The 13,559-nt window shown below is 69.5% G+C and carries 11 protein-coding genes and 1 tRNA gene; 6 read left to right on the top strand and 6 right to left on the bottom strand.

Annotation, left to right across the window (positions count from 1 at the left end):
• Window positions 1-128: 128 nt before the first annotated feature.
• On the bottom strand, window positions 129-2,783 hold the full coding sequence (topA, locus tag ACFY3V_RS27830) for a type I DNA topoisomerase (RefSeq protein ID WP_389777640.1): 2,655 nt from the start codon (window positions 2,781-2,783) through the stop codon (window positions 129-131).
• Window positions 2,784-2,940: 157 nt separating this feature from the next.
• Between topA and ACFY3V_RS27825 the strand changes: the two genes are divergently transcribed.
• Window positions 2,941-3,126: a DUF5703 family protein gene (locus ACFY3V_RS27825; protein WP_084195129.1), complete on the top strand. Its 186-nt coding sequence runs from the start codon at window positions 2,941-2,943 to the stop codon at window positions 3,124-3,126.
• 218 nt (window positions 3,127-3,344) lie between these two features.
• Here ACFY3V_RS27825 and ACFY3V_RS27820 read toward each other — a convergent pair whose 3' ends face one another.
• The 3 genes from ACFY3V_RS27820 to ACFY3V_RS27810 form a co-directional block, all read right to left on the bottom strand.
• Window positions 3,345-5,597: a chaplin family protein gene (locus ACFY3V_RS27820; RefSeq protein ID WP_389777636.1), complete on the bottom strand. Its 2,253-nt coding sequence runs from the start codon at window positions 5,595-5,597 to the stop codon at window positions 3,345-3,347.
• Window positions 5,598-5,840: 243 nt separating this feature from the next.
• Window positions 5,841-6,470: a hypothetical protein gene (locus tag ACFY3V_RS27815; RefSeq protein ID WP_389777633.1), complete on the bottom strand. Its 630-nt coding sequence runs from the start codon at window positions 6,468-6,470 to the stop codon at window positions 5,841-5,843.
• 109 nt (window positions 6,471-6,579) lie between these two features.
• On the bottom strand, window positions 6,580-7,887 hold the full coding sequence (locus ACFY3V_RS27810; RefSeq protein ID WP_362898110.1) for a M20/M25/M40 family metallo-hydrolase: 1,308 nt from the start codon (window positions 7,885-7,887) through the stop codon (window positions 6,580-6,582).
• Window positions 7,888-8,055: 168 nt separating this feature from the next.
• On the opposite strand from ACFY3V_RS27810, the gene ACFY3V_RS27805 reads away from it, so the two are divergent.
• A tRNA-Leu gene (locus tag ACFY3V_RS27805) sits at window positions 8,056-8,141 on the top strand.
• A 337-nt stretch (window positions 8,142-8,478) separates the two neighbouring features.
• The gene (locus ACFY3V_RS27800) at window positions 8,479-8,883 is read left to right on the top strand and encodes a hypothetical protein (protein ID WP_389777629.1); all 405 of its coding nucleotides are present in this window, start codon (window positions 8,479-8,481) and stop codon (window positions 8,881-8,883) included.
• Here the strand turns inward: ACFY3V_RS27800 and ACFY3V_RS27795 are convergent.
• A complete protein-coding gene (locus ACFY3V_RS27795; RefSeq protein ID WP_362923234.1) occupies window positions 8,862-9,332 on the bottom strand; it encodes a MarR family transcriptional regulator in 471 nt (156 codons plus the stop codon). The two genes, ACFY3V_RS27800 and ACFY3V_RS27795, sit on opposite strands and share 22 nt — an antisense overlap.
• Window positions 9,333-9,577: 245 nt before the next feature.
• Between ACFY3V_RS27795 and ACFY3V_RS27790 the strand changes: the two genes are divergently transcribed.
• Window positions 9,578-11,431, top strand: coding sequence for a PHB depolymerase family esterase (locus ACFY3V_RS27790; RefSeq protein WP_389777625.1), 1,854 nt, complete (start codon window positions 9,578-9,580; stop codon window positions 11,429-11,431).
• 327 nt (window positions 11,432-11,758) lie between these two features.
• Here the strand turns inward: ACFY3V_RS27790 and ACFY3V_RS27785 are convergent, their stop codons facing one another.
• Window positions 11,759-12,163 carry a recombinase family protein gene (locus tag ACFY3V_RS27785; RefSeq protein WP_389777622.1) on the bottom strand — a complete coding sequence of 135 codons (405 nt, stop codon included), beginning with the start codon at window positions 12,161-12,163 and terminating at the stop codon, window positions 11,759-11,761.
• Between ACFY3V_RS27785 and ACFY3V_RS27780 the strand changes: the two genes are divergently transcribed.
• Window positions 12,118-12,753, top strand: coding sequence for a LysE family translocator (locus tag ACFY3V_RS27780; RefSeq protein WP_389777619.1), 636 nt, complete (start codon window positions 12,118-12,120; stop codon window positions 12,751-12,753). The two genes, ACFY3V_RS27785 and ACFY3V_RS27780, sit on opposite strands and share 46 nt — an antisense overlap.
• Before the next feature lie 412 nt (window positions 12,754-13,165).
• Window positions 13,166-13,378: a hypothetical protein gene (locus tag ACFY3V_RS27775; RefSeq protein ID WP_389777617.1), complete on the top strand. Its 213-nt coding sequence runs from the start codon at window positions 13,166-13,168 to the stop codon at window positions 13,376-13,378.
• Window positions 13,379-13,559 lie beyond the last annotated feature (181 nt).

Raw genomic sequence — 13,559 nt, 5'->3', positions numbered from 1 at the left:
AGTCCGGATTCTCCCGAGGCTCAGGAGCCCCGAAGCTCCCGAGAACCCGGAAGCTCAGGTGCCTGAGGGCTCCAACGACCCGAAGCTTCCAGGTGCCTGGAAGCTCCCGAAACCCTGGAAACGGGACGTCATGCCTTCGCCTTGGCCCTGGTGGTGCGGGGACGCTTGGGCGCCGGGCCGCGGGCGCGACGGTCGGCGAGGAGCTCGGCGGCGCGCTCGGTCGTGATCTGCTCGACCTCGTCACCCTTGCGCAGGGAGGCGTTGGTCTCACCGTCGGTGACGTACGGCCCGAACCGCCCCTCCTTTACCACGATCGGCTTCTTGGAGACCGGATCCTCGCCCAGCTCGCGCAGCGGGGGCGCCGCCGCGGCCTGCCTTCCCCTCGCCTTGGGCTGGGCGAACAACTCCTTGGCCCGCTCAAGGGTGATCGTGAACATCTCCTCCTCGGACGCCAGCGAGCGCGAGTCGGTGCCCTTCTTGACGTACGGCCCGAATCTGCCGTTCTGGGCGGTGACCTCCTGGTCGTCGATGACCCCGAGCACGCGGGGCAGCGAGAGGAGCTTCAGGGCGTCTTCCAGGGTGACGGTGTCCAGGGACATCGACTTGAGCAGCGAGCCGGTGCGCGGCTTGACGGCGTCGGCCTTCTTGGTCTTCTTCTTCGCGCCCTCGGCCGGCGGCGCCTCCTCGGGAAGGATCTCGGTGACGTACGGGCCGTAACGGCCGTCCTTGGCCACGATCACGTGCCCGGTCACCGGGTCCTTGCCCAGCTCCCTGTCGCCCGTCGGGCGGGAGAACAGCTCCTCGGCCATCTCGGCGGTGAGCTCGTCGGGCGCGAGGTCCTCCGGCACGTTCACCCGGGCGCCGTCGCGGTCCAGGTACGGGCCGTAGCGACCCACCCGGATCATGATGTCGGTGCCCCTGATGGGGAACGAGCTGATCTCCTTGGCGTCGATCTCGCCGAGGTCGGTGACCAGCTCCTTCAGGCCCTCGTCGCCCTCCGCGCCGAAGTAGAACCGGCGCAGCTCGGGCACCCGCTCCGCCCGGTCGTTCGCGATGTCGTCGAGGACCTTCTCCATGTCGGCGGTGAAGTCGTAGTCGACGAGGTTTCCGAAGTGCCGCTCCAGGAGGTTCACCACCGCGAACGCCAGGAAGGACGGCACCAGGGCCGTGCCCTTCTTGAAGACGTAGCCGCGGTCCAGGATCGTCCCGATGATCGACGCGTACGTCGACGGGCGGCCGATCTCCCGGTCCTCCAGCTCCTTGATCAGCGACGCCTCGGTGTATCGCGCGGGCGGCTTGGTCGCGTGTGCCAGCACGTTGAGCGCGGAAGCGGTGAGCGGGTCGTTCTCGGTGAGGTTCGGCAGGCGCTTCTCGGAGTCGTCCCGGTCGGTGGACGGGTCGTCCGCGCCCTCGACGTAGGCCTTCAGGAAGCCGTGGAAGGTGATCGTCCGGCCGGAGGCGGTGAACTCGGCCAGCTCGCCCGAGCTCGACGTGCCGTTCACCTTGACGGTGACCGACTCGCCGACCGCGTCCTTCATCTGGGAGGCCACGGTCCGCTGCCAGATCAGCTCGTACAGGCGGAACATGTCACCGCTCAGCCCGGTCTCGCCCGGCGTGCGGAACTCCTCGCCCGAGGGACGGATCGCCTCGTGCGCCTCCTGCGCGTTCTTGACCTTGCTCGCGTACACGCGCGGCTTGTCGGGCACGTACGCCGCGCCGTACAGCTTGATCGCCTGGCTGCGGGCCGCCGCGACGGCGGTCTCCGACAGCGTGATGCTGTCGGTTCGCATGTAGGTGATGAAGCCGTTCTCGTACAGACGCTGGGCGACCTGCATGGTCGACTTCGCGGAGAAGCCCAGCTTGCGGCTCGCCTCCTGCTGCAGCGTGGTCGTCCTGAACGGCGCGTACGGCTTGCGGGTGTACGGCTTGCGCTCGACGGACTTGACCTTGTACGAGACGCCGGCGAGGCGCCCGGCCAGGGCACGGGCCGCCTGCTCGTCCAGGTGGAGCACGTCGGCGTTCTTGAGGGTGCCGTTGCTCGCGAAGTCACGGCCCTGGGCGACGCGCTTGCCGTCCACGCCGGTCAGCATGGCGGTGAACTCGTGCGGGATCTCGTCGCGGCCGGTGTCGAGCAGTGCCTGCAGGTCCCAGTAACTCGCGCTGGTGAACGCGAGGCGCTCGCGCTCGCGCTCCACGACGAGCCTGGTCGCCACGGACTGCACCCGCCCGGCGGACAGGCGGGGCTTGACCTTCTTCCACAGGACCGGGCTGACCTCGTAGCCGTAGAGGCGGTCGAGGATGCGCCGGGTCTCCTGGGCGTCGACCAGCCTCAGGTTCAGGGCGCGGGGGTTGGCCACCGCCTCCTGGATCGCCCGGGGAGTGATCTCGTGGAACACCATGCGGTGGACCGGCACCTTGGGATTGAGCACCTCACGAAGGTGCCAGGCGATCGCCTCGCCCTCGCGGTCCTCGTCGGTGGCGAGATAGAGTTCGTCGGCGTCCTTGAGCAGCTGCTTGAGCTTGCTCACCTGCGCCTTCTTGTCGTGGTTGACGACATAGAGCGGCTCGAACTCGTGATCCACGTTGACACCGAGGCGTGCCCAGGACTCCCCCTTGTACTTCTCGGGGATGTCGTCGGCCTTCTCAGGGAGATCGCGAATATGTCCGATGCTGGACTCCACGACGTAGCCGCGGCCGAGGTACCCGGCGATGGTCTTCGCCTTGGAAGGCGACTCGACGATCACCAGGCGGGTTCCACCGGCGTTGCCGTTCTTGGCTGGCACGCTGCTTCCTACCTCGCTGTTCGCATTCGTTCCCCGTTTTCTTCCCCTCGGGTTACCCGGTCTCGGCCGGGAACACTCCCAAGGGAAGCCGCAAGGACGCAGAATAAAGCCCTATGAGTGTCGACGTCCCCCAGCTCACCCTCGGAGACTAATCGCTGTGCTCGACTACTCCTACTTGGTCCTCCACCTTCCGCGTGGCACATCCCGGGACGCAGCCCGGCGGATACTGACCGAACATGCAGAATACGGCGACTGGGAGCTCGACCGCCTGCGACTGTATCCCGACGGCCGCCGAGACGTTCGACTGCGCCGAAAGATAATACGTGTGACCAGGACGATGTGACTCCGGGTGACTCCGGACATGGCTTTGCCCGCTCCGGGCCGCGCCCCCGGAACGGGCAAAGCTTCGGTGCCTCGCAGGCCGAGCGGACGCCACGCCACGAGGGCGCGGTCGTCCTGTCTCGCCGCCTTCGAGGCGTTTAGGCGCCTTCCTCAGCGGCTCTGGGAAAGCATGTCCAATGGGTTACTAATGTCTTACTTCTCGCCTTGCTTCCCGTTCCGCTACTTCTTGCCGAAACGGATCCGGCGGGTGGTGCCGAAGACCGTCGCGGCACCCGCGGCCAGCGCACCGACCAGGAGGGTGACCAGAGAACCGACGTTCATCCCGGTCACGCCGACGGGCTGGGCCGCGCTCATCAGGCCCAGGTCACCGACCGGCAGGGCTCCGGCCGGGGCCGAGGAGGTCAGGTCGGCGACGGGAGCCGACAGCGAGCCCTTTCCGGCCTTCGCGGCCCGGTCGCCCACCTCGCTCGCGGGCGCCGCGGGAACGGCGGGGGCGGCGGGGAACTCGGGCAGCCTCTCGGCGGCAGGGAAGCGCGACCGGTCCGCGGTCGTCGACGACATGCCGGAGGCGGACGCCTGTCCCGCGGCGCCGCCGAGAGCCGGGACGGCCGGGAAGGCGGACAGCAGACCGCTCGTCCTGTGCTTGCCGGGCTTGGAGTCCCAGTCACCGTGACCCTTGCCGTAACCGCCGTGCCCACCGTGCCCACCAGGGCCGCCGTGGCCACCGGGGCCGCCCCAGTGACCACCGCCGGGGCCACCCCACTGGCCGCCGCCCGGACGCCCGGACGGGCCACCGGCGCGGGAGCCTCCGAGGCAGCCGGCGGCGGCGTCGCCCAGGACCGCCACGGCGTTGCCGCAGATGTTGATCGGCGCGGTGATCGGCGCGACGACCTGGTTACCGCCCAGCACCGAACCCCGGCCGGACGTGACATTGCCGCCCGCGCCCGTACCCGCGCCCGCACCGCCCGAGACCGAGGCGCCGCCCCTGCACCCGGCCGCGGCCTGGCCGAGCACGCCGACGGCGTTGCCGCAGACGTTGATCGGCGCGGTGATCGGGGCGACCACCTGGTTGCCACCGAGCACCGAACCCCGGCCGGACGTGACGTTGCCGCCCGCGCCGGCGCCACCGCCGCCGCCCACGACGGACGCGCCACCCTGGCAACCGGCGAACGCTCCGCCCAGGACGGCCACCGCGTTGCCGCAGACGTTGATCGGCGCGGTGATCGGCGCCACCACCTGGTTACCGCCCAGCACCGAACCCCGGCCGGACGTGACATTGCCACCGGCGCCACCCGCACCGCCACCCCGGCCCGTCCCGGCCGACGCCCCTCCCGGGCAGCCCGCCGGGCCGTTGCCGACGCTGTTGCCGCAGACCTCGGCGGGGGCGGTGATGGGCGCGACCACCTGGTTGCCGCTACCGGCGCCGAAGCGCCCGTCGGTGTCGTTCCCCGGCCGGCCGTAGCCCCCGGGACCGCCGGGACGGGGACCGCGCTCCCAGTCGTCGCCGTGGCCGCCCGGACGCGGGCCGTGGTCCCAGCCGCCACCGGGACGCGGCCCCTTCCCGTGGTCGCCGTGGCCGGGTCCGCCGTGACCGTCAGGCTTACCCGGCCACCCCGGACCGCCGGGGTGCCCCGGACCGCCCGGGTGCCCAGGCCCACCGGGGCGACCGGGACCCCCCGGGTGGCCAGGACCGCCAGGGTGCCTCGGGCCACCCGGCCCTTCGGGCGTGCCGCCGCCGACCTCGGCGCCGCCCTCGCAGCCGGAGAAGGCCTCTCCGACGACGGCGACCGAGTTGCCGCAGATGTTGATCGGCGCGGTGATCGGGGCGACGACCTGGTTGCCGCCCAGCACCGAACCCCGGCCGGACGTGCGGTTGCCGCCGGCTCCACCGGCACCGCCCTGGCCGCTCACCGAGGCACCGCCCCGGCAACCGGCGGTCGCCCCGCCGAAGATCGCGAAGGAGTTGCCGCAGGCGTTGATCGGCGCGGTGATCGGCGCGACCACCTGGTTGCCACCGCCGATGCTGTGGTCACCGTTCGTACGGTTGCCGCCGGCCCCGCCGCCGCTCCCGCCCTCGCTTCGCACCGAGGAGCCGCCACGGCAGCCCGCCTCGGAGCGGCCGAAGACCGACACCGCGTTGCCACAGGCGTTGACGGGTGCGGTGATCGGGGCGACGACCTGGTTGCCGCCCAGCACCGAACCCCGGCCGGACGTGCGGTTGCCGCCGGCGCCCGCACCGCCGCCGTCGCTCTCGACGGCGGCGCCGCCCTCCGAGGAGGCGGACGACTCCCCGGCCACGGCGGCGGAGTTGCCGCTGATGTCGATCGGCAGGGTGATCGGGAGGTTGACCTGGTTGCCGCCGCCGATCGAATGGTCACCGTCGGTGTCGGCGAAGGCCGTACCGCCGCCCATCGCCATGACGCCCAGTGCGAGCAGTGCCGCGGGGGCCGTACCCGTAACCCACGTACGCATGATTGAAGCTCCTAGCATTTCGGGGGGGACCTGACCCTCGTGAGGGCGTGCGAGGCCATGGGAGGGCCGGAAAGGCCCGCACAGCGGAGGCCCCGAGGGCCGTCACGAGGAATGGCAATTGCCTTTTCTTCGGCCTGCTGATCGCTCACCGAACGGAGCGGTTCTCCTGGGGACGGAGGATGAAGGCAGGCTCCGCGACCGGCGGATCACCAGAAAGGGGATGGGCCGGTCCGCGAGACGCGATCAGTCAGGAGAGAAAGAAGGGTCGTCCGCCGCTGTGCGGACGGCAGGGGGAAGCACGAACGCAGGCGGGACATGCTGCGTCGTCGGCCGCGGGTCGTAGGCGAACCACGCGACATCCCCCGGACCCGGCCCTGGGGTGCCGGATCCACTACCGCTCTGGGGCACGAATCCATTCGCGCCAGAGCCGTGCTCGACGGGGGCGGGCGCCGGGAACTCCGGCTGGGACTGGCTGGTGAGCCCGTCCACACCTCGCCCCGCCATGGCCTCGGCGTTTTCCGTCGCCGAAGGCCCGCCGCCGACCGTGGGGAAGACACCGGCCCCGAGGGCCGGTCCGGAGGCGGCGGTGTGAGCTGTGTGAGGGGTCTGGGAGCGGGCCTCCCCTGCCGTCGCGGTGGCGTCCGCGACCGCGGGAGCGGCGCCGAGGAGCCCGAAGACGACCGCGAGCAGCCATGCGACGGCCAGAAGACCGCCGATGGCGAGGGCTCGCATGAAACCCCACCGAGTGCCGGCCGCGAACCGCGCCATCCGGTCAGCCCGGCCGGGGATCGTGTCGTCGACGGGAAGCGTCACGGGCGCGCGTCGAGCAGCGGGCGATGACGCCCTCCACTGCTCGTGCGGCACGCGTGCCACGTGACCTCCCCAAACTCCTGGACGGGCCCGCTTGGACGCGGACCATCCCTCAACGGAGAGTTACGGTAGCACCACATCGAGTCAACACAACGGGTTTCCCGGTAAAGGCTCAGCAGCCGTCCAGGAAACGGTCAAGGACTCGGACCCCGAACCGGAGCGAATCCACCGGAACCCGCTCGTCGATGCCATGGAACATCCCGGAGAAGTCCAGGTCGGCGGGGAGCCGCAGCGGTGCGAAGCCGAATCCCCGGATGCCCAGCCTGCTGAACGCCTTGAGGTCCGTGCCCCCCGACAGCGTGTAGGGCACGGCCAGCGCGCCCGGGTCCTCGGCGAGGAGCGCGTCGGCCATCGCGCGCACCAGCGGCCCGTCGAAGCCGGTCTCGATGGCGATGTCGTGGTAGACGAACTCCCTGGTCACGTTGGGGCCGAGCAGCTCGTCGAGCGTCTCGAAGAACTCGTCCTCGTATCCCGGCAGGAAGCGGCCGTCCACGTGCGCGGTCGCGGTCTGCGGGATCACGTTGGCCTTGTAGCCCGCCTCCAGCATCGTGGGATTGGCGGTGTTGCGCAGCGTGGCGCCGATCATCCGGGCGAGCGGCCCCAGCTTGGCGACGGTCTTCTCCGCGTCGTCCAGGTCGAGTTCCAGCTCCAGGACCCGGGAGGTCTCCTCAAGGAACGTCCGCACCGTCCGCGTCATCCGGACCGGCCACTCGTACCGGCCGATGCGGCCCACCGCCTCGGCCAGCTCGGTGACCGCGTTCTCGGCGTTGAGCATCGAGCCGTGCCCGGCCCTGCCGGTGGCGGTCAGGCGCATCCAGGCGATGCCCTTCTCGGCGGCCTCGATCAGATAGAGCCTGCGCGCCTCGTCGATGGAGACGCTGAACCCGCCCACCTCGCCGATCGCCTCCGAGCACCCGTCGAACAGGCCCTTGTGCTCGTCGGCGAGCCACTGGGCGCCGTACTTGCCTCCCGCCTCCTCGTCGGCGGTGAAGGCCAGCACCACGTCCCTCGGCGGCCTGCGGCCCTCGGCGAGCCGCTGCCGCACGACGGCGAGGATCATCGCGTCCATGTCCTTCATGTCGACCGCCCCGCGTCCCCAGACGCACCCGTCGGCGATCTCGCCGCTGAGCGGGTGCTGGGTCCAGTCGTCGGCGTTGAAGGGGACGACGTCCAGGTGGCCGTGGAGCAGCAGGGCGTCCCGGGAGGGGTCCTCTCCCGCGATGCGGGCGACCACGTTCGCCCTGCGGCTGTCCGACTCCAGGATCTTCGGCTCCAGCCCGACCTCCGCCAGTTTCTCGGCCACGTACTCGGCGGCGGCCCGCTCACCGGGCCCCGAGTTGTCGCCCGCGTTGGTCGAGTCGATCCTGATCAGGTCGCGGCACAGCCCGACGACCTCGTCCTCAGCGTTGATCGCCGTCATGGTGGACTCCTTGGGGTTTCGGTACGGCTTCCACCTCCCATCCTGCCGCCGGGCGCCCCTTCCCGGCACCCCGCCCGCAGCCGCCCTCTTACCGATATGACGGCGGCTCAAGAGTTTGCTAACCTAAGTCCGCCGACGCGGGATGACGGTCCCACGTGCAGGCACCACGTCCGGGTGGCGGAATAGGCAGACGCGCTAGCTTGAGGTGCTAGTGCCCTTTGCGGGGCATGGGGGTTCAAGTCCCCCCTCGGACACGTTCGATTCGCCCATGAGGTCCTGGTCAGACGTAGAGCTGACCAGGATTCTTCTTTTTCCGGGGTGATAGGTCCGCCGAACGCCGAGCCCGGCGTACAGCCGGGCCTTCCTGACCGGCTCAGCCTTTCCCAGAAGAGGTTTCTGCAGGTCGCCATCACCTGGGGCAGGCTGCGGGTGCGGATTGGGCCGACGTTCTCACTCGCGGATGTGGTGCAGGGCCTCCCCCCGGTGTCGGCGGACGTAGGTGCTCAGATGGGCGGGTCCAAATCCCGTGCTTCCCTGAGCGCTGCGACGCGCCGTTCGCACCCCTGGCTCGGGGGATAGCCATTCACGACCGTGAACCCTGCGATCGCCGCCCGTATCCCGCTGGTCTGCCGACCCAAACCCCCCGGGCTTCCACTGGACAAGCGCATTGCGGAGCTCACCGCGCTGACCGCCGAAACACCCGGCGCGGACCACTCCAAGCGGGTGGCCCGCGCCTGCGGTGTCCTCAACTTCTCCGCGCTCATCGCCTCCGACAGCGGCATGCCCGACCTGGCAGCCGAACTGTGCCGGCGGCAGCACAAGGTCTTCGCCGAAGCCGAGAGCCTGAACCAGGACATCGCCGTGATGTCGCTGGTGAACATCGCCCGCGGCTGGGCGCGCGATTCCGCAGTACCGTTCAAGAAGCAGGCCGCTCGGCCCGCGCCATCCTGCTTGCCTCATCCGAAGGACCGGGGTCAGGGGTGTGTGCCCGGGTGAAGGGCTCGGGCGCACAGCGTGAGCGCTTCCGTGAGTGTCGTGCGGTCCGGGTCGTAGATCTCGGCGAGCATGACGGCTTCGATGCTGTCGAGGGAGCGGTCGCATCGCCGGAGGGTGCTCAAACCTTTCGGGGTAAGGCGGGTGCGCAGAGCGCGGCCGCCACAGGGATGCGGATCGCGGCGGATCAGGCCGCGTTGTTCGAGATCGCGGATGACCAGGTTCATCGCCTGCGGAGTGACGAAGGCGATACGGGCCAGGTCGGCCGAGGACGGGGCGTCGCGCAGGCGCAGCTCGCTGAGCGCCATGTATCCGGTGGTCGTCATGCCGTGCCGGGCGAGCGCTTCATCCAGGCAGGCGCGGATGCGGCGTTCCAGCCGGAGCACCAGGTAGCTCACACAGGGCGGCGGTGCGTCCGGCGCAGCGGCCGCCGGGACACCCGGATCGGTCACCAGAAGACGATATCGCGCCCCGTCAGAACGGGCTCCAATGTAAGTTTCTCACACCGTTATCAAGGATGTTGATAACAAGTTACTTGATAACCAGGGAAAACGGCTCACTGCCAGGCGAACTGGCGGGCATGCGCACCGAGCGGGCATTGACGGCAAATCGTGGCCCTTCTATTTTCCAGCGACCGACGTCAATACGCGGCGGACCGATCCGCGGCGCGCCGCGGACATGCAGAGGAGGAGCACGAATGAGACGCTTGACCACGGTGCTGGCTAGTGCCTGCGCCGCGGCGCTCTTTGCCGTCATGACCGTGGTACTCGGATCGCCGGCCGTCGCCGCCACCCTGGTGGAGGTGACCAGCTTCGGCAACAACCCGGGCAACATGCGGATGCACGTCTATGTGCCGGACTCGCGCCCGGCCTCGCCTGCGATCGTGGTTGCGATGCATGGCTGCGGCGGGTCCGGTCCCGGCTTCTACCAGGGCAGTGAGTTCGCTTCGCTGGCGAATCAATATGGCTTCATCGTCATCTACCCGACCGCCACCCAGTCGGCAGGGTTCGGCAACTGCTTCGACACCTGGTCAAACGCGGCCAAGCAGCGCGGCGGCGGCAGCGATCCGGTCTCGATCATCTCGATGATCGACTATGTCAAGCAGAATTATCAGGGAGACCCGAACCGGGTCTACGCCACTGGAAGCTCGTCCGGCGGCATGATGACCCAGCACATGCTCGCCGTCCACCCGGACGTGTTCAAGGCAGGGGCCTCCTTCATGGGTGTGCCCTTCAACTGCTTCGCCGGCGCCTCCGACTACCCGCCCGGAAGCAGCAGGTGCACCGGCGGGAGCATGGACCGAACACCCCAGCAGTGGGGCGATGCGGTCCGCCAGGCGTACCCGGGATTCTCCGGCACTCGCCCGCGCATGCAACTGTGGCACGGCACCGCCGACACCCTCGTGCCCTACTCGCTGCTGCGAGAGTCGATCGAGCAGTGGACGAACGTATTCGGGCTGAGCCAGACTCCGACCAGCACCGACACCCCGCAGGCGAACTGGAACCGCAGCCGGTACGCCAATCCGTCCGGCACCGTGCAGGTGGAGGCGTACAGCATCCAGGGCGCCGGGCATGCTCTTCCGCAGAGCGGTATGGCCCGCTACGCCATCGAGTTCTTCGGCTTGACCACCAGTCCGACCGACACCACGCCGCCGACCACGCCAGGCACGCCGGTCGCGTCCAACGTGACCGCCACCAGTGCCACGCTGACCTGGACCGCGTCCACCGACCAGGGCGGCTCCGGCTTGGCCGGCTACAACGTCTACCGAGAGCAGGGCACCACCGACCCGCAGCTTGGCCAGTCCACCACCACCTCGATCACCCTGACCGGGCTGAGTGCCAACACCCAATACCAGGTGTACGTACGGGCGCGTGACGGCGCGGGCAACCTGTCGGGCAACTCCGCGCCGGCCACCTTCACCACGGCCGCCACCGGAGGCGACACCACGCCACCGACCGCCCCTGCCGGACTCACCGCCTCGGGCACCACCACAACCGGCACCAGCCTGACCTGGACGGCCTCCACTGACGACACCGGTGTGACCGGCTATGAGATCCTGCGCGCTCCCGGCGCGACGGGCGGCACGTTCACCCAGGTCGGCACCTCGGCCACGACCTCGTTCACCGACACGGGCCTGTCTGCGGACACCACCTACCGCTACCAGGTCCGGGCGCGCGATGCCGCCGGTAACGTCTCGCCGGTCTCCAACACCGTCCAGATCACCACTCAGGGAGGTACGACCGGCGCCTGCTCGGCCACCCCGACCGTGCAGTCCCAGTGGGGGAGCGGGTATGTGATCCAGCCGCTGACCATCACCAACACCAGCACCTCGACGATCACCAGCTGGACCGTCACCTTCACCCTGCCGGCCGGGCACACCCTGACCGGCTCGTGGAACGCCACCGTCACCACCAGCGGCCAGACCGTCACGGTCAGAAGCGTCAGCCACAACGGCACGCTCGCGCCGGGAGCCAGCACCACCAGCTTCGGCTTCCAAGCGAGCAGGCCCAACGGCAACACCGCCCTGCCGTCCGGCTACACCTGCGCCTGACCATCAGCCTCACGCGGTATGGAGACATCGCGAGCAATGATCGAAACCCGTGGATCTGCCGGGGAGGGGGGTACCTTCCCGGATCATCCGATGATGGTTTCGGGATAAGGCCGATGTTGGCGCGTCGGCCGGGAAGGCACACCCGTGCCGCTTACCGCAGCGCCCGAGTTTCCCGCTGACGACCTCGACGCTACGGCGGGCGCCGCCTCCCTGCACACCTAGTCCGGACATGAAAGGTCCAGACACGGAGCGTCGAAGCTACTCAGGAGATGGGCGAACGGTTCAAGTCCCCCCTCGGACACGTTCGGTTCGCCCATGAGGTCCTGGTCAGACGTAGAGCTGACCAGGATTTTTCATTTGTTGGGGTGAATGGGTCAGCCGAACGCCGAGCCCGGCGAGCAACTCTTGGACGACCTCGAAGCCCTCTGCGGTCACGATCGGCGGTTGCGTGATCCCGTCGGACCACACCCACTCCTCGCGCGTGTTCCAGCGGAGCTTGGTGGCGTGGCCGAGGCCGACGTCGTCAACGTCGATGAGGACCTCGTCCTTTCGCTGCCGGTTCCAGACCTGGCGGCCGGTGTAGCGAGGATTGGTGATGATGGCCCGCCTCGACGCTCGGTAAGGGTCGGTGGTCAGTGCGCTGGACTTCTGTGGGGCGGGCTCTGCGAGGTTATACCGTGGCCGCCGTGACGAATGTGGCGCAGATGGTGGCTTTCGCCGGTGTGATGACACTCGGGGCGATGTCTCCCGGGCCTGACTTCGCTGTGGTCGTCCGGCGTTCCGCCGTGTCCGGCCGCGCGTACGGCATGGCCGCTGCGGCCGGGGTCTCGGCCGGCGTATTCGTATGGGTGCTGGCCACGGCGAGCGGCATCGCGGCTCTGCTGGCGACCTCAGCCGTGGCGTTCACCGTGGTCAAAGTCGTCGGGGCCGGCTACCTGCTGTATCTCGGGGTCAAGGCCTGGCGTGCGGCTTTGCGTAAGGGCGGCGACCTGCGGCTGGATCTACCCGACCCGGGAAAGCGCGGCCCGCTGGCGGCGTTCACCGAAGGGCTGCTGACGAACATGCTTAATCCCAAGGTGGCACTGTTCCTCATCGCGCTGGTGCCCCAGTTCGTCTCCGGCGATGCCGGACTGGGTGACGCGCTGGTGCTGTCGTTGATCGCGGTGGCGGGGACCGGAGTGTGGTTCTTCCTGGTGGTCAACATCGTGGGGGCACTGCGCCGACTGTTCGCCAAGTCGGCCGTACGCAAGACCGTGGACGGGCTCACCGGAACCGCGTTGATCGCCCTCGGCATCAAGCTGGCCGTCGCCGGTCGCTCGTAGAAGGGGTGCCGTTAACGGCACCCCAAGTACTGCTCCGACGCCTGCCGGTGGGCTTTCGGCCGCACGCGCGCCAGACGCCGGCGCCCCCTTACCCAGCGCCACCAACGCCAGGACGACACCCGCAAGCAGCGCCGTCACATCCGCGACCAGGCCGAACGCCTCGCACAGGCAGCCGGGAAGCTTGCCCTGGACCTGCACGCCGAAGACCTCGCCCCGCCCACTCAGCAGACCGGCTGGAAGCCTGGGCCCATCGCCGGCTACACCGCCGCCGCCCTGCCCCTGCTCGCCCAGGCCCGCACCGTCCTGGCCGCCGCCGCCCGAGCGACCGGCGCCACCTGGGACGAGATCGCTGCCGTTCTGGATGTCAGCCCCGACACCGCCGCCCGCCGCTACCGAGCCTGGCCGCACCCCCGTGAACGCAACCGACGACAGCTGCGGCACCTGGACGTTCATCACCCACCACGCCCGCGTGCTGATCGCGATCGCTCGCGCTCCAGAGGCACGGATCCGCGACATCGCTGTCACGCTGGGCATCACTGGCTATGTACGTGAGTTGCGGAGGCGTTTGTTGCTGGGGCGGGGAAGGCGACTTCGTGTGGTGAGGGGTGATGTCGCCGAGTTTTGACGGCAGTGGGGTTCTTGCGGTGGGAGAGTCGGTGTGCTTCTCCCGTTTGGGGGCCCACGCGCATATCGGCGACCAAGGTCGAGCTGTATACGGCGATTCGCAACGTTTGCCCTGTCCGCTACCGGCACCTCGGGGCGATGTCCCCCGTCGATATGTCCGCGCGTTCGGGGGCACGGCCAGC

This window comes from Streptosporangium sp. NPDC000095 (genome assembly GCF_042899335.1).
Lineage (GTDB): Bacteria > Actinomycetota > Actinomycetes > Streptosporangiales > Streptosporangiaceae > Streptosporangium.
Note: the sequence above shows the minus strand (reverse complement) of the source record. Positions and strands in the feature narration are given on the sequence as shown.

Coding starts and splice junctions, on each gene's coding strand:
- ACFY3V_RS27820 (WP_389777636.1), bottom strand. CDS start 5,597: ATGCGTACGTGGGTTACGGGTACGGCCCCCGCGGCACTGCTCGCACTG.
- ACFY3V_RS27810 (WP_362898110.1), bottom strand. CDS start 7,887: ATGACGGCGATCAACGCTGAGGACGAGGTCGTCGGGCTGTGCCGCGAC.
- ACFY3V_RS27790 (WP_389777625.1), top strand. CDS start 9,578: ATGAGACGCTTGACCACGGTGCTGGCTAGTGCCTGCGCCGCGGCGCTC.